Annotated in this window: 12 protein-coding genes; 11 read left to right on the top strand and 1 reads right to left on the bottom strand. The window is 39.7% G+C overall.

Annotation, left to right across the window (positions count from 1 at the left end; all coding sequences use genetic code 11):
- Nucleotides 1-19 precede the first annotated feature (19 nt).
- The 11 genes from tsf (at nt 20) to K6G87_RS15105 (ending at nt 12071) form a co-directional block, all read left to right on the top strand.
- A complete protein-coding gene (gene tsf / locus K6G87_RS15155) occupies nt 20-973 on the top strand; it encodes a translation elongation factor Ts (RefSeq protein ID WP_296839091.1) in 954 nt (317 codons plus the stop codon).
- 219 nt (nt 974-1192) lie between these two features.
- Nucleotides 1193-2020 carry a septum site-determining protein MinC gene (locus tag K6G87_RS15150; RefSeq protein ID WP_296839090.1) on the top strand — a complete coding sequence of 276 codons (828 nt, stop codon included), beginning with the start codon at nt 1193-1195 and terminating at the stop codon, nt 2018-2020.
- Between the two features lie 57 nt (nt 2021-2077).
- Nucleotides 2078-2860: a septum site-determining protein MinD gene (gene minD / locus K6G87_RS15145; RefSeq protein WP_296839087.1), complete on the top strand. Its 783-nt coding sequence runs from the start codon at nt 2078-2080 to the stop codon at nt 2858-2860.
- A 29-nt stretch (nt 2861-2889) separates the two neighbouring features.
- Nucleotides 2890-3168: a cell division topological specificity factor MinE gene (gene minE / locus K6G87_RS15140; RefSeq protein WP_296839084.1), complete on the top strand. Its 279-nt coding sequence runs from the start codon at nt 2890-2892 to the stop codon at nt 3166-3168.
- Nucleotides 3169-3212: 44 nt separating this feature from the next.
- Nucleotides 3213-5564: a cation-translocating P-type ATPase gene (locus K6G87_RS15135; RefSeq protein ID WP_296839081.1), complete on the top strand. Its 2352-nt coding sequence runs from the start codon at nt 3213-3215 to the stop codon at nt 5562-5564.
- 2 nt (nt 5565-5566) lie between these two features.
- Entirely contained in the window at nt 5567-6013 is a 447-nt protein-coding gene (locus tag K6G87_RS15130) for a MarR family winged helix-turn-helix transcriptional regulator (protein WP_296839078.1), read from the top strand.
- Between the two features lie 154 nt (nt 6014-6167).
- Nucleotides 6168-6992 (top strand): adaptor protein MecA, encoded by an 825-nt coding sequence (locus K6G87_RS15125; RefSeq protein WP_296839075.1) that lies wholly within the window; start codon nt 6168-6170, stop codon nt 6990-6992.
- Between the two features lie 19 nt (nt 6993-7011).
- Entirely contained in the window at nt 7012-7764 is a 753-nt protein-coding gene (locus K6G87_RS15120; RefSeq protein WP_296839072.1) for a pseudouridine synthase, read from the top strand.
- Nucleotides 7765-7853: 89 nt separating this feature from the next.
- Nucleotides 7854-9857, top strand: a complete 2004-nt coding sequence (gene ligA / locus K6G87_RS15115; RefSeq protein WP_296839070.1) for an NAD-dependent DNA ligase LigA — start codon at nt 7854-7856, stop codon at nt 9855-9857.
- A gap of 59 nt (nt 9858-9916) precedes the next feature.
- On the top strand, nt 9917-10885 hold the full coding sequence (gene metA, locus K6G87_RS15110) for a homoserine O-acetyltransferase MetA (protein ID WP_296839068.1): 969 nt from the start codon (nt 9917-9919) through the stop codon (nt 10883-10885).
- Between the two features lie 706 nt (nt 10886-11591).
- Nucleotides 11592-12071: a hypothetical protein gene (locus tag K6G87_RS15105; RefSeq protein WP_296839066.1), complete on the top strand. Its 480-nt coding sequence runs from the start codon at nt 11592-11594 to the stop codon at nt 12069-12071.
- 159 nt (nt 12072-12230) lie between these two features.
- Here K6G87_RS15105 and K6G87_RS15100 read toward each other — a convergent pair.
- Nucleotides 12231-16522, bottom strand: a 4292-nt coding sequence (locus K6G87_RS15100) for a 2-hydroxyacyl-CoA dehydratase (RefSeq protein WP_296839064.1), incomplete at its 5' end; no start/stop codon positions are given.

Here is a 16522-nt window from a genome sequence, read left to right as displayed (position 1 = left end):
AGAGAAGGAGAATAAAACAATGGCAGCTATTACAGCAGCAATGGTAAAAGAATTACGTGAATCAACAGGCGCAGGAATGATGGAGTGCAAAAAGGCTCTTTCTGCTTCTGATGGAGATATGGATGCAGCAGTTGAATTCCTCAGAAAGAATGGTCAGGCTAAGGCTGAGAAGAAGGCTAGCCGTATCGCAGCTGAGGGTCTTACAGCAGTAGCTGTTAAGGATGACAAGACTGCAGCAGTTGTAGAAGTTAACTCTGAGACAGACTTCGTTGCTAAGAACGAGAAGTTCCAGGCATTCGTTAATGCAGTAGCAACTCAGGCTGTAAATTCTGATTCCAAGGATCTTGATTCTTTCATGAACGAGGCATGGAATGAGGATTCAAGCAAGACTGTTAAGGAAGCTCTTGTAGAGATCACAGCAGTTATCTCTGAGAAGATTGATATTCGTCGTTTCGAGAAGCTTACAGCTTCTGAAGGTATCGTTGTACCTTACGTACACGGTGGCGGACGTATCTCTGTTCTTGTAGAGGCTAAGACAGATGTTGTTAACGATGACATCAAAGAAGCTCTTCACAATGTAGCTATGCAGGTTGCAGCTCTTGCACCTAAGTATGTTGACATGAACGATGTTCCTGAAGAATACAGAGAGCATGAGAAGGAAATCCTCCTTGCTCAGGCTTTAAAAGAGAACGAGGAACTTCCTGAAGAGAAGAGAAAGCCTCAGCAGATTCTTGAGAAGATGCTTGTAGGTCGTCTTAACAAAGAGCTTAAAGAGATCTGCCTTAACGAGCAGGTTTATGTAAAGGCTGAAGATGGCAAGCAGACTGTTGCTCAGTATATTGCACAGGTTGCTAAGGCTAACAGCGCTGACCTTACAATCAAGAGCTTCGTTCGTTTTGAGACAGGCGAAGGTATTGAGAAGAAGCAGGATAACTTTGCAGAAGAAGTTATGGCTCAGGCTGGACTTAAATAATCAAGACTTTGTTTATCAAGGCTCCGGTATTCCCGGAGCCTTTTTTTCTCATTCTTTTTATTCCGATTGCCTGAATTAGATAAATGAGTTAAAATATTAAATGCGTCGGTATATTTTGGATATGAATTTTTATATAATTATTCATATCATTCAATTATATTTGGTATAATGTAATTGGGAGGTTTGCTGGCAGCATGGTATTGAAATGAGGATTTAGGAATGGCACAGCCAGTTTCTATTAAGGGGACTAAATCTGGTATCATTCTGGTACTTGATGAAGAAATTCCTTTTATTCAGCTTAAAAGTTTAATAGAACAGAAATTTACTGAGGCATCAGCTTTCCTTGGTAACTCCAGCATGGGGCTTGTGATCAGAGGTCGCAGATTATCGGATGACCAGGAACAGGAAGTCCTTGATATCATATCAAGAACTACCAAGCTAAAAGTTGTATGTATTATTGATGAGGATCATCCTCTGGATGCAGCTTTTACCAAAATGGTTGCAGGCGCTTCATCTTCTGAGAGTGTTGCTAAGAAGACGGTACAGCCACAGGCGATAAAACCTGAGCTTTCCAGAGAGGAAAGACAGCAGCTTATGGACCAGGCTTATAATGAAGCTTATCAGGCTGCATTTGAACAGATAGGAGATGCCAACGCAAGAATTCATGTTGGTAATATCCGCTCAGGTCAGGAAATAATATCCCAGCATTCAATTGTTGTCTTTGGTGATGTTAATCCCGGAGGAAGCATAGTATCTGCTGGATGCATATTTGTATTTGGTGCTCTTAAAGGCAATGCATTTGCAGGCGCGACAGGAGATCAGAATGCTTTTGTTATGGCTACTGATTTCAAACCTTTACAGGTCAGGATCGCTGATGCAATTGCGGTTTCAGAAGAGGAGTCCACATCAAGATCCAGAGGACTTCTTAGAAGAAAGACAAGCCGAAATACTGTATCAGGTCCGGAAGTGGCTTATACTTATCAGGGAGCTATTGCAAGATCTGAGTTTAACAGTAAATATCTTAGAAGTAATCAGTTTTTTAAATGATTATGATATAAAATCAAAAAGTTTTTAATAAAATTTATTCTTTGGAGGAAGGCTACAATGGGAGAAGTTATAGTTGTTACATCTGGTAAGGGAGGCGTAGGTAAGACTACTACTACTGCCAATCTTGGAACCGGTCTTTCACTACTTAACAAGAAGGTAGTTCTGGTAGATACAGATATAGGTCTTCGTAACCTTGATGTTGTACTTGGACTTGAGAATCGTATTGTCTACAATCTTGTTGATGTTGTTGAGGGCAATTGCAAGCTTGCTCAGGCTCTTATTAAAAATAAGGATAATGCAAATCTGTATCTTATTGCAGCTGCACAGCAAAGAGATAAGAATGCAGTCAATGAAGAGCAGATGAAGAAGCTTACTACAGAGCTTAAAGAACAGTTTGACTATGTTATTATTGACTGTCCTGCAGGTATTGAGCAGGGATTCAAGAACGCTATCGCAGGCGCCGACAAGGCTGTTGTAGTTACAACTCCTGAAGTATCAGCAGTACGTGATGCAGACAGAATCATTGGACTTCTTGAGGCTAATGAGATGAAAGACTCTCAGCTTATCGTTAACAGATTAAGACCTGACATGGTTAAGCGTGGCGATATGATGAGTGCAGATGATGTTGTAGAAGTTCTTGCAGTTAATCTTCTTGGAATCGTTCCTGACGATGAAGATGTAGTTGTTGCAACTAACAGAGGTATTCCTCTTGCAGGTAACGGTAAATCACTTGCAGGTCAGGCATATATGAATATCTGCAGACGTTTGAATGGTGAACAGGTTCCTTATCTTGATCTTGAGACCAAGAAGGGATTCTTCAGCAGATTATTCAGTAAATAATAACTACCAGGTGGAAGGGGAGACGTACAATGAAACTGTCAGATTTGTTCAAAAGAAAAAGTTCAGGCGACGTTGCAAAAGACAGGCTTAAGATGGTTCTTGTCTCTGATCGAGCCAACTGCTCACCTGAAATAATGGAACGTATTAAGAGCGATATCCTTGAAGTACTTTCTAAGTATGCCGAGGTAGACAAAGACCAGCTCGATATTCATATTACTCAGATGGAGACTGATGAAAGCGGTTCTAACTCAGTTCCCGCTTTATATGCAAATATTCCGATTAGAAATATACATCACACGGCAAAATAATGATCATGTGACTTGTTGATCAGATATTTGCCTGAAAGGCTACTATGACAGGACTTACTGCGGAACAGGCGCAGGACAGATATATCCGTGGCTATGGGAACACTCAGATAGATAATGCCCAGAAGTCTACGAAAGATATCTTAAAAGAAAACATATTTACATATTTCAACCTGATCTTTACTGTGCTGGCGATCTTGCTAATAATCGCCGGCTCGTACAGATCACTGACTTTTCTTCCGGTTGTTATCGCCAATACACTTATTGGTATATTTCAGGAGCTTAAGGCTAAGAAGGTTCTTGATAATCTTTCTGTGCTTAATTCTCCTACATGCCAGGTACTTAGGGATGGCGAAGAGATAACTGTGCAGATTCAGAACCTTGTTATTGATGACGTTATCGTACTTAGAAGCGGCAATCAGATTCCAGCGGATGCGATAGTAATATCCGGTGAAGTCAATGTTAATGAAGCCCTTCTTACAGGTGAAGCTGATGAGATCAATAAAAAGGTTGACAGCGAGCTTATGAGTGGCAGCTTTGTCGTAAACGGACTTTGCTATGCCAGACTTATTCGCGTTGGAGAGAAATCTTATATATCACAGCTGACATTGAAAGCCAAGAAAATGGAAGGTGGCGAGCAGTCTGAAATGATCAAATCCATTAACAGGATTGTCATCTTTTCAGGTATTGCTATCATCCCTGTAGGTGTCACACTTATGTGGCAAAGCCTTGCACTTGGTAATACTTTCAGTGAAAGTATTGTTTCAATGGTTGCGGCTGTAATAGGTATGATACCTGAGGGTATGTATCTTCTTGTAAGCCTTGCTCTTGCCATGAGTGCCGTAAGACTTGGTATGAATCAGGTAATGCTGCATGATATGAAGAGTACAGAGACCCTTGCAAGAGTAGATATACTCTGTGTTGATAAGACAGGAACCATTACAGATAACTCAATGCTTGTTTGCGATGTAATCCCTGCAGAAGGTAGAAGTGAAAAAGAGCAGACAGAGGATCGAATCCGTATGTCTGAATATATAGAAGCTCTTCCTGATGATAATTTGACTATGCAGGCGCTAGCAGACTATTTTCCGTCAATGGGTGCCAGAAGTTGTGTATCAAATCTGCCGTTTTCATCAGTAAGAAAGTATTCCGGTGTTCAATTTGACGATAAGACTTATCTACTTGGTGCTCCGGATATTATTCTTTCCAAGGATTATGATAAGTACAAGGATCTTGTTAATGAATATGCAGGCAAGGGACTAAGAGTTATAGTTTTTGCTGAGTATGCTGACAAGGATGCTTCCGTACCTGTTCCTGAAAAGGGTACAGCAGATGGAACAGTAACTCCTGTAATGTTCGTACTTCTTCAAAATCCATTAAGAGAGAATGCAGCAGAAACATTTGCTTATTTTAAAAAGCAGGGTGTTGAAGTTAAGGTTATTTCAGGAGATAATCCTGTGACAGTCTCAGAGGTTGCAAGACAGGCTGGAATAGATGGCGCAGAGCAATATATAGATGTTCGCCCTTTAAATGATGAGAAGCTTTATGAAGCCGCTGAGAAGTATACAGTATTTGGAAGAGTTCAACCTGAACAGAAGCAAAAACTGGTTAAGGCTCTTCAAAAAACCGGACATAAAGTAGCAATGACCGGTGACGGTGTTAATGATATTCTTGCCATGAAAGATGCAGACTGTTCCATAGCCATGGCGGCAGGTTCAGAAGCTGCTATGCAGGCAGCGCAGGTAGTTCTTCTTGATTCGGACTTCTCTCATATGAAGCAGATTGTGTCTGAAGGTAGAAGAGATATCAATAATATTACAAGATCAGCTACACTGTTCCTTGTTAAGAATATCTTTTCACTATTATTATCGATCTTTTCGATCGTAAGTTTGATGTCTTATCCGCTTCAGGCATCACAGGTTACATTTATCAGTATGTTTAATATAGGAATTCCGGCCTTCTTCTTTGCACTTGAAGATAATACCAAGAGAAGTAGCGGATCCTTTATGATTCACGTTCTTATGAAATCACTTCCTGCAGCCCTTACTGATTTTCTGGCTATCGCTGCACTGGTAGTATTTGGCGAAACCTTTGGTGTATCAACGGAGGATATTTCGGTAGCTGCAACCTTCGTTTTGACAATTGTCGGTTTTATGATACTTGTCAGAATAAGTTCACCTATGAATAAATTCCGCACAAGAGTTATAATAGGGTGTATCATAGGTATGGTATTTGCAGCTTTTGTGTTCAGTGATTTGTTCGCAATTACGTATGTATCTAAAGAGTGTATCATGCTCTTTGTGCTGTTTGTAATCGCTACAGAACCTTGTATGCGTTATCTTACAGCTGTATGTGAATGGATAGAAAATAAATACAAAAATAGGAAAAGGAAGTCGTAATAATGTCTGAAGAAAAGAAATATGATTCATTAAAACTGGAGAACCAGCTATGCTTTCCACTTTATGCGTGTTCAAAGGAGATAGTAAGGTCTTATAAACCTTTCTTGGACAAGATTGATCTGACTTACACACAATATATTACAATGATGGTTCTTTGGGAAAAGAAAAAAGTCAATGTAAAAACATTAGGAAAGTGTCTTTTCCTTGATTCAGGTACTCTTACACCAGTACTTAAAAAACTTGAATCAAAAGGCTTTATTAACAGAGAGCGTAATGCAGCTGATGAGAGAAATCTTGAGGTTACAATTACTCCTGCAGGAGAAAAGTTAAGAGATGAAGCTCTTTCTATTCCTGAAAGCATGGGTGCTTGCGTGAGACTTTCACCTAAGGATGCAGAAGAACTTTATAAACTTCTTTATAAAGTTATAGGAAATATAAGAGAAGATTAATTTTTGCTTTATTCAAATACATACTATCTTGTGCTATACTGTTAAAAAGTTTTGTACAAGAGATTTATTTCCTTTAAAGATGTGAGATCTAAAGGGAAGAGATGTATTTGTTTTATTGAAAGGATTTAAGCCGGAGGGGACGGCGGGTATTTTTATGAAATTTAATCGCGTTGATGATACACGTGTTGAGTGCATTATTTCAGAGGAAGATCTGGAAGAGTACGGGATTGGTCTTCAGGATCTTTTGACCAAGAAAAAAGAGGCTATGGATTTTCTTCGTGATATCGTAGAGAAAGCTGAAGAAGAAGTTGATTATAAGCCAATGGACGGCCTTGTAATGCCAATGCAGGTTACTGTAACTCCAGATAAATGCATATCAATTACACTTAGTGAGGATCCGGATGGAACTATTCAGGATCTATTAGAGAAATTAACACATGATGCAGGTATTCACTTCCCTAAGAACTTCCTTGAGGAGCTTGGAGATGCACCTGAGCAGGAGAGAATAGAGCGTATAAATCAGTATCTCCAGCATATTCATGAGGTTGAGGATGAGAAGCAGAATATTGCCAATAAAGCATTTTCTGACAAAAAGATCGAAAGAAGAAACAATAACGAGCGACTTTCACAGATTCGTGAAAAAAAGAGAAAACGTAAATCTTTCGCACTAGACAGACTTGAATCTTCAGGCTTTGTTTTTGCTTTTGCTAATATGGCAGATATAATCAAATTTGCACATATGGTTAAAGGCAGGATCAAGATGCAGACAAGCCTTTACAAGAACCCTAAAAATGATCTTTATTATCTTCATTTTGAAAAGGGAACAGACAGTGTAGCTCACTTTGCTTCTGTATTTACAATGGTATATGAATTTGGTACTTATGTAACAAGTAATCCAATTTACATCGCTAATGTAGAAGAGAGCTATGAGACTATAATAAAGTCTAAAGCTGTGGATACACTTAGAAGCTTTAAATAATGTTTAGATGGAGAATTATATGAGTCATAAAGACGAGAGCGAGCAGATCAGGCTTAACAAATATATAGCGCAGTGCGGAATTTGCTCTCGCAGGGACGCAGATAAGATCATTGAGGAAGGCCGTGTTTCTATTAATGGTCAGGAAGCACAGGCCGGATCAAAGGTCAATCCCGGTGATGTTGTTAAGATTGATGGCAAGAGAATAAAGCTTGTCACAGATACTAAAGTTTATGCATATTATAAGCCGGAAGGAGTTGTATGTACGCAGCGAGACGCTCATGCCAAGCGTACAGTTGCATCAGAAGTAAAGACTCCGGTGAAGGTTAATTACGCAGGACGATTGGATGCTAATTCAAGCGGACTGCTTATTTTATCCAATGATGGAGAACTCATCAACAGTATGATGAAGTCTTCCAATAATCATGAAAAAGAATACGTTGTCAGAGTTGATAAAGAAGTAAATGGTGCCTTTCTTCGTCAGATGGCAGGCGGTGTTTATATTGAGGATCTTGATGTTACTACCAAAAGATGTAAGGTAGTTAAAACCGGCAGAAATTCATTCAGGATCATTCTGACACAAGGCCTTAACAGGCAGATAAGACGTATGTGCAAAGCTCTTGGCTATAATGTAAGAGAACTTATGCGTATAAGAGTTCTTAATGTTGAGCTTGGCGATATGAAGCCCGGAGAGGTAAGAGAGGTAACAGGAAGAGAGCTCTACAGTCTTTATTCCAAGTGCGGATTAAGACGTGATAATAAGGGTGAGGCTTAAGCGCGCATCTATAGCCGGATTTTAAAAGTTATATTATTAACCTTTATATATACTGCAATTTATAACTAATACTAAGTGAGGACTAATAGTTGGGAGAGACTAATTTAATACAAGAATACAAGAATCTGTGTGATACGATAAAGTATCACATGGATTGTTATTATAATCAGGATGCTCCACAGATAAGCGATTATGAATATGATCAGCTTATGCTTCAGCTTAAAGCTGTTGAGAAAGAGCATCCTGAGCTTATATCTGAGGATTCACCTACAAGGATCATAGGTGGTTCTGTTAAGAGAACTGCCGGAGTTACAGTAGAGCATGATGTTCCTATGCTCTCTATTCAGGATGTTTTCACCAAAGAAGAGGTCCTTGAATGGGTTCATGAAGTCAGGGCGATGCATTCTGATGTCCGCTTTTGCGTAGAGCACAAGATTGATGGACTTTCTATGAGTATCCGTTATGAGAACGGAAAGCTTACTCTTGCAGAGACAAGAGGCGATGGACTCATAGGTGAAGATGTAACCTCCAATGCCCTTGTGATTCCTGATGTTGTCAGAAGTATATCATCTGAATACAATTCACTTGAAGTCCGCGGCGAAGTATATATGAGCCACGAAGACTTTGATAAGACCAACAGAATTCAGGAAGCTCAGGGCAAAAAAACTTTTGCCAACCCCAGAAACTGTGCTGCAGGTACCCTGCGCCAACTTGATAGCGGAATGGTCAGAGAACGTGGTCTTTCCATGTATATTTTTAATATACAAAGATCAGATCCGCAGATATCGTCACATTCTGAAGGCCTTCTTAAGATGAAAGAACTTAAGATGGCTGTAGTTCCTTCTAAAGTTTGCGTTACAGATGAAGATATACTTGCTCAGATTGATGCTATAGGAGAGTCAAGAGGTACACTTCCTTATGACATCGACGGCGCTGTTATAAAGATCGATCAGATAGCATACAGAGATGACTTCCCTGCAGGATCCAAGTATTCAAGCGGACATATAGCATATAAGTATCCGCCTGAAGAAAAAGAAGCTGTTATCAAAGACATAGAGCTTTCAGTTGGAATGACAGGAAGAGTTAATCCTACAGCTGTTTTTTCTGAAGTAAGGCTCTGCGGTACTACAGTATCAAGAGCAACACTTCACAACCAGGACTTTATAGATAATCTTGGAATCGGCATAGGAAGAACAGTACTTGTCTATAAATCAGGTGAGATCATTCCTAAGATAAGAAGCGTAGTAGAGTCCAAGAACCCTGCAGATTCTGTTACATATAAGATCCCTGATGTCTGTCCAGTATGCGGCGGCAAAGTTGTAAGAGAGCCCGATACAGCTGATATGGTATGTACAAATGATGATTGTCCTGCAAAGCTTGAAAGACGTATCATCAACTTTGTAGGCCGTGATGCCATGGATATTAAGGGCTTTGGAGAAGAATATATAAGAACCCTCATAGAGAACGGTTATCTTCATGATATAGCCGATATTTATCTTCTTAAGGACTACAGGGCAGAACTTATTGATAAGGGCCTTATAGGCAAAGAGAAGGGCACTGACAACGTTCTTAATGCTATTGAAGGATCGAAATCCAATGAGCCTTCAAGACTCCTTACAGGACTTTCAATACCTAATGTTGGTAAGACTTCTTCTAAGACTATCATGAAGGCCTTTGACAGTATTGATGACCTTATGCATGCAAGAATAGACCAGCTTGTGGAAGTGCAGGATGTCGGTGAGACTACAGCGCTTTGCATCCATGACTTTTTCCATAAGGAGTCTAATATTAAGCTCCTTGAAAGACTTAAGGAATATGGACTTAAATTCGCTGCAGAAAAGACTGTTGTAACAAGTGAATTTGCAGGACAGACCTATGTTATAACAGGAAGCCTTGAGAAGTTTGCTAACAGAGATGCTATGGTAGCTTTTATTGAAAGCCACGGCGGTAGTGTTTCAGGCAGTGTGTCCAAAAAGACCTTTGCTCTTATCAATAATGATATAGCATCTAATTCGGGTAAGAACAAAAAAGCCAAAGAGCTTGGAATACCGATCATTACCGAAGAAGAACTATTGAGTAAGGTTTCGGAATGATCATTTTATACTAAGTAATTTAATTATTTGGATCGTGTTATCAGAATGGAGAAATAGTCATGCCTATTAAGATTCAGAACGGACTTCCTGCAAGGGAGCAGCTTGAGAAAGAAAATATATTCGTAGTAGATGAAGACAGAGCTATGCATCAGGATATCAGACCTCTTTCCATATGTGTACTTAACCTTATGCCACTTAAGGAAGATACTGAACTTCAGCTACTTAGAGCTCTTTCAAATACACCTCTTCAGATAGATGTATCTTTTATGAGAGTAAGCTCACATGAAGCGGGCCATACATCAATGACTCATCTTAACAGCTTCTATAATACATTTGAAGAGCTTAAAGGCAATCATTATGACGGTATGATAATAACAGGAGCTCCTGTTGAAAAGCTTGAATTTGAAGAAGTCGACTACTGGGATGAACTTTGTGAGATCTTTGAGTGGACCAAAAAGCATGTAACATCAACCTTCCACATATGCTGGGGAGCACAGGCTGCATGCTATTATCACTTTGGACTTAAAAAGGTATCACTTCCCCAGAAGCTCTTCGGAATCTATGCCCATAAGGTGCTTAACAGAAAGGTTCCTCTTATTAGAGGATTTGACGACGTATTCTATATTCCTCACAGCAGATATACAACAGTGCCGATCGAGGATATACATAAATGCAATAAGCTTGTGATACTTGCTCAGTCCTATGAAGCAGGCGCAATGCTCTGTATGACCAAGGATGGCAAGCAGATATTCAGCTTTGGTCATGCGGAATATGATCGTATGACTCTTGATAACGAATATAAGCGTGACATGAGTAAGGGGCTTAGTACACCGCTTCCAAGAAACTATTATCCGGATGATAATCCTGGTAATAAGCCAAAGCTTACATGGAGAGCTCATTGTAACCTTCTTTATTCCAACTGGCTTAACTATTACGTATATCAGGCAACGCCTTATAAATGGGGCCAGATCCTTGATGCAGAAGATATGGTCAAGGCATCTAAAGCCCTCACAGAAAAGACAGTTTGATGTTTGTGCCATCCCTTGCAGTTTTATCCTTGAGGGCAGTTAATTAATGATTTTCTTGTCCTAAAAATTTCTTAATTCAAGGTTTATTATCTGGTATTTTATATTCCGGGGTCCGAAACTCGCTACGCTCGAACATGCGGACCCCAGGCAGAATATAAAATACCATCTACTAAACTCTTGAATTAAATAAATTTTTAGAGAACGCGAAAATCATTAAGTAACTGCCCTTAAGGCTGAATCTGCAAGGGATTTTTTAGTTGTTGATATAGGGAACAGCTACTTCTTTACAAATACCAAAAGCGATTTTTAGTTATTGAGATGGGAGAACAGTTACTTCTTTACAAATACCAAAAGCGATTTTTAGTTATTGAAATGGGGAGTATTTACTTCTTTACAAATGGCATAAAAGCTAAATTTTAAAAGGCTTTCAATGGTGAAAATCTGTTGGAAGTCTTATGAACGTTTAAAGTAGCGTAAATTGCGTATTGATAATTCAAACGGGTATGATCACGAATATAATCGATAAAACGATAATTTGTATTTGAAAAAGAATCGTGAAAGTTTTAAAATATATATATATCAGTTCGTTTCTTTAGAACTATTTATTTTCTGTTTTACAATACAATAAGTATATTAAAAGCAATATAAATGCTTATATCATTTTTTACTTGCGGCCCAAAGACCGGGCCTGAAAGGAGATTTTATTATGGCGGCTCTCAATCTTGATGAGGAACAGGTAGAAAAGAAGGAAGTAAAAGCAAGAAAGAAAACCAAAAAGACAAGGGAGCTTTTGGAAGAAGCGGATCGTCAGATGGAGCAGCTTCACAGACAGCATGATGAGTATGAGGAAGTTCTTGCTACATTGAACAAACAGTCTGAAGAGCTTGGTGAACAAGATGCCAAAGGTCTTAAAGTTGAGCATGCCAAGTTTGGAGAAGGCAAAGTAACTGCTCAGGATGGTAAATATATTGATGTCAAATTCGGTAAAGTTATAAAGAAGTTTGTACTTCCTGGTGCTATTGCAGAAAAGCATCTTAAAGTAAGCGATGAAAAGATACAGGAATTCTATAATAAGAGTGATGACATTCATAAGCAGATCCTTAAAGTGCAGATGCAGCTTCGCTCTACAGATTTTGCTATAGAGCGTCAGGCAGATAATATCGAAAAACTTAACCAGAAAGCATGATCGATATGATCTGGTAAGAGATTCTGTTCTTAAGTGAACAAGAAACATATATAACAAAATAAAAATCATATATAAAAGCAAATAAAAAAGCAGCCTGTTTTGGCTGCTTTTTTATTGCTTTATCATATCTGAAAGTGATTTTATTCTAGAATAAAGCTTTTAGATAGCAACTTTTTCTTTGGTATTTGCTTCACTTTCTTTTTCCTTTTTGTTTTCAAGCTTTCTATTAGCAGTAGAGAGCATAAGCTTGATTCTGTTAAGCTGGTTTACTTCAGAAGCACCTGGATCATAGTCGATAGCTACAATGTTAGAACCAGGATAATGTCTTCTGAGTTCCTTGATAACACCCTTACCTACTACGTGGTTAGGAAGACATCCAAATGGCTGAGTGCAGACGATATTGCCAACACCTTCTTTGATAAGCTCAACCATTTCACCTGTAAGGAACCATCCCTCACCTGTCTGGTTACCTATATCAACGATAGGCTTTGCATAGTCGACAAGTTTATAGATGCTTGTAGGTGCTTCAAAATGCTTGGATGCGTTAAGAGCCTTAGTTGCACCACCGCGAAGCTTTTCAAGGGCCCAGATAGCAACCTTCATTGCTTTTGCAGTCTTTTTACTTGTTCCAAGATATTCTGCTTTGTAAATCTGGTTGTAGAAGCAGTAGAGCATGAAGTCAAGAAGATCAGGTACTACAGCTTCAGCGCCTTCTGATTCAAGAAGGTCTACAAGATGGTTGTTAGCAGCAGGAGCGAACTTAACAAGGATTTCTCCTACGATTCCGACTCTTGGCTTTACCTCATCTGTGATCTCGATATTATCAAAATCTTCAACCATCATACGGCACATCTTCTGGAATTTGGCCATATCTGTTGTTATATTTATGTTCTTCTTAGATACGAATTTTCTGCACTTTACAAGCCAGTCCTGATGAACCTTTTCTACAGAACCTTTTACTTTCTCATAAGGACGCATTCTGTAGATACATCTCATCATGATATCGCCAAATACAGCACTATATGCAGCACGCTTAAGCATCTCATAGTTGATCTTAAATCCAGGGTTGGATTCAAGCTTTGAAAGGTTAAGAGACACTACAGGAATCTGCTCCATGCCGGCCTTCTTCAAAGCTCTTCTGATAAAGCCAACATAGTTAGTAGCACGGCATCCGCCACCTGTCTGGGACATAACGACAGCAGTCTTGTTAAGGTCATACTTGCCTGAATGGAGCTCATCCATGATCTGACCTACAACCCAGAGTGAAGGATAGCAGGCATCATTATTAACATACTTAAGACCCATATCTATAGCATGCATATTGTCATTCTGCATGACAATAAGGTTATAACCACATGCACGAAGTGCTGTTTCCAATATATCGAAGTGGATAGGAGACATCTGAGGACACAGGAGTGTATATCCTTCATCCCTCATTTCCTCTGTAAAGAGAACTCTGTGGTTAGCACAGTCACGTACTGTAGCGTGCTTGCCTTCTTCTTTACGTACACGGATAGCTGCAAGAAGTGATCTTACACGAATTCTTGCTGCACCAAGGTTATTAACTTCATCAATCTTAAGACATGTATAAATCTTATCAGAGCCATTGAGGATATCAGCGACCTGATCAGTTGTAACAGCATCAAGACCACATCCAAAGGAGTTGAGCTGAATAAGATCAAGATCTTCACGAGTGCGAACATAAGATGCCGCAGCATAAAGCCTTGAATGGTACATCCACTGGTCTGATACGATAAGAGGTCGTTCAGGCGTTCCAAGATGTGAGATGGAATCTTCTGTAAGTACAGCAACGCCGTAAGAACAGATCATATCAGGTATACCATGGTTGATCTCAGGATCGATGTGGTATGGACGACCTGCAAGAACTATACCATGACGATGATTTTCTTCCATCCATTTAAGGGTCTCTTCACCTTTTTTCTTAACATCTTCGCGGCACTTTGCAAGCTCATCCCATGCAAGGCTTGCAGCTTCAATAAGCTCTTTCTTAGGAATCTCAGTGAATTCCTTAAGAAGAGATGAAGTAATAGTATCAAGTGAAGTAAAGGCCATGAAAGGATTTCTGAGTTTGGCCTTACCTGTTGTTATAGCTTCAACATTATTCTTAATATTCTCAGAATAAGATGTAACGATAGGACAGTTGTAATGGTTAGTTGCGCCCTTTACTTCTTCACGCTCGTAGAAAAGACCAGGATAGAATATGAAATCAACACCCTTGTGAATGAGCCATTCTACGTGACCATGACTTATCTTGGCTGGATAGCACTCTGATTCTGAAGGAATGGATTCGATACCCATCTCATAGATCTGATGTGAAGATCTTGGAGACAGAACAACCTTATAACCAAGTTTGGTAAAAAATGTATGCCAGAAAGGATAGTTCTCGTACATATTAAGAACTCTCGGAATTCCGACTGTTCCTCTAGTGACTTCTGAGTCAGGAAGTGGCTTATAACCAAATACTCTCTTATATTTCCAGTCAAAAAGGTTTGGAATACCATCAGCATTCTTGACTTTACCAAGACCTCTTTCACAGCGGTTACCTGAAATATGCTGTCTTCCACCTGTAAACTTGTTAACAGTAAGACGGCAGTGGTTGGTACATCCCTGACAAGTAGCCATGGATGTTGAATACTCAAGATTATTGATCTGATCAATAGTAAGCATGGATGTTTCGTAAGAAGTATCCTGCATGAATCTGTTTCTTGCGATAAGAGCTGCACCAAAAGCACCCATGATACCAGCGATATCAGGACGGATAACCTCAGCACCTGCAATCTTTTCGAAGGCACGAAGAACAGCATCGTTGTAGAAGGTTCCACCCTGTACTACGATGTTCTTACCAAGCTCTTTGGCATCGGAAACCTTTATAACCTTAAACAGAGCATTTTTGATAACAGAATAAGCAAGACCTGATGAGATATCATCAACACCTGCACCTTCCTTCTGTGCCTGCTTAACCTTGGAATTCATAAATACAGTACAACGAGTACCAAGATCAATAGGATGCTTTGCAAAAAGAGCTTCCTTGGCAAAGTCCTGAACACTGTAATTAAGTGACTTGGCGAAAGTCTCAATAAAGGATCCGCATCCTGAAGAACAAGCCTCGTTGAGCTGAACAGAGTCAACAGCCTTATTCTTTATGCGGATGCATTTCATATCCTGACCACCTATATCAAGGATACAGTCTACATTAGGATCAAAGAATGCAGCAGCATTGTAGTGAGCAATAGTTTCAACTTCACCATCATCAAGCTGGAAAGCTGACTTCATAAGGGATTCGCCATAACCCGTAGAGCATGAACGGGCGATACGTACACCTTCCGGCATAAGCTTGTAGATTTCCTGCAGGGAGCTGATAGCAGTCTGAAGAGGAGATCCGTTATTGCTTGAATAGAAGGAATAGAGAAGATCACCATTTTCTGATACAAGCGCACACTTAGTAGTAGTAGAACCTGCATCAATTCCAAGAAAGGCGTTACCCTTGTAATTATCAAGATGAGAAGTCTTTACCTTGTACTGGTCCTGACGTTTCTTGAAGGCATCATAATCTTCCTTTGTTGGGAAAAGAGGATCCATACGGGCAACCTCGAATTCCATGTGAATCTTTTTGGAAAGCTTTGAAACCATCTCGTTCATATCATAAGAGATATTGTCGTCAGCATTCATAGCACTTCCCATAGCAGCAAAAAGATGAGAATTATCAACATCTATAGTATGCTCATCATCAAGCTTGAGAGTTCTTATGAAAGCAGTTTTAAGCTCAGACTGGAAGTGAAGAGGGCCGCCAAGAAATGCGACATGACCTCTTATAGGTTTACCACAGGCAAGACCTGAAATTGTCTGGTTTACGACAGCCTGATAAATAGATGCTGCAAGATCTTCCTTAGTAGCACCATCGTTAATAAGAGGCTGGATATCAGTCTTTGCAAATACACCGCATCTTGCGGCAATTGTATATAGAGAATTGTAATTTTTGGCATACTCATTAAGACCGGCTGCATCTGTCTGAAGAAGAGATGCCATCTGGTCTATGAATGAACCTGTACCACCTGCGCAGATACCGTTCATACGCTGCTCAACATTACCGTCCTCGAAATAAATGATCTTGGCATCTTCGCCGCCAAGTTCTATAGCAACGTCAGTTTTGGGTGCAATTTCCTTAAGAGCTGTTGAAACTGCAACAACTTCCTGGACAAAAGGAACTCCAAGATGCTTGGCAAGATTAAGGCCGCCTGATCCTGTGATAACAGGATGGATAGTTACGTTGCCAACCTTAGCCTGTGCTTCCTTTACAAGCTCTGCCAGGGTCTCACGTATATTAGCGTAGTGCCTTTTATAGTCAGCAAAAATAAGTTCATGAGATGGATCAAGAAGTGCAACCTTTACAGTTGTTGATCCTACGTCAATGCCAAGTGTGTAGTCTTTTG

This window comes from Butyrivibrio sp. (assembly GCF_024699075.1).
The sequence above is the reverse complement of the archived record's forward strand: the minus strand, read 5'-3'. Positions and strand labels throughout refer to the sequence as shown.

What these genes read in the sequence shown, in the direction of transcription:
- tsf (WP_296839091.1), top strand. Translation starts at nt 20, where the DNA reads ATGGCAGCTATTACAGCAGCAATGGTAAAAGAATTACGTGAATCAACA.
- K6G87_RS15150 (WP_296839090.1), top strand. Translation starts at nt 1,193, where the DNA reads ATGGCACAGCCAGTTTCTATTAAGGGGACTAAATCTGGTATCATTCTG.
- minD (WP_296839087.1), top strand. Translation starts at nt 2,078, where the DNA reads ATGGGAGAAGTTATAGTTGTTACATCTGGTAAGGGAGGCGTAGGTAAG.
- minE (WP_296839084.1), top strand. Translation starts at nt 2,890, where the DNA reads ATGAAACTGTCAGATTTGTTCAAAAGAAAAAGTTCAGGCGACGTTGCA.
- K6G87_RS15135 (WP_296839081.1), top strand. Translation starts at nt 3,213, where the DNA reads ATGACAGGACTTACTGCGGAACAGGCGCAGGACAGATATATCCGTGGC.
- K6G87_RS15130 (WP_296839078.1), top strand. Translation starts at nt 5,567, where the DNA reads ATGTCTGAAGAAAAGAAATATGATTCATTAAAACTGGAGAACCAGCTA.
- K6G87_RS15125 (WP_296839075.1), top strand. Translation starts at nt 6,168, where the DNA reads ATGAAATTTAATCGCGTTGATGATACACGTGTTGAGTGCATTATTTCA.
- K6G87_RS15120 (WP_296839072.1), top strand. Translation starts at nt 7,012, where the DNA reads ATGAGTCATAAAGACGAGAGCGAGCAGATCAGGCTTAACAAATATATA.
- metA (WP_296839068.1), top strand. Translation starts at nt 9,917, where the DNA reads ATGCCTATTAAGATTCAGAACGGACTTCCTGCAAGGGAGCAGCTTGAG.
- K6G87_RS15105 (WP_296839066.1), top strand. Translation starts at nt 11,592, where the DNA reads ATGGCGGCTCTCAATCTTGATGAGGAACAGGTAGAAAAGAAGGAAGTA.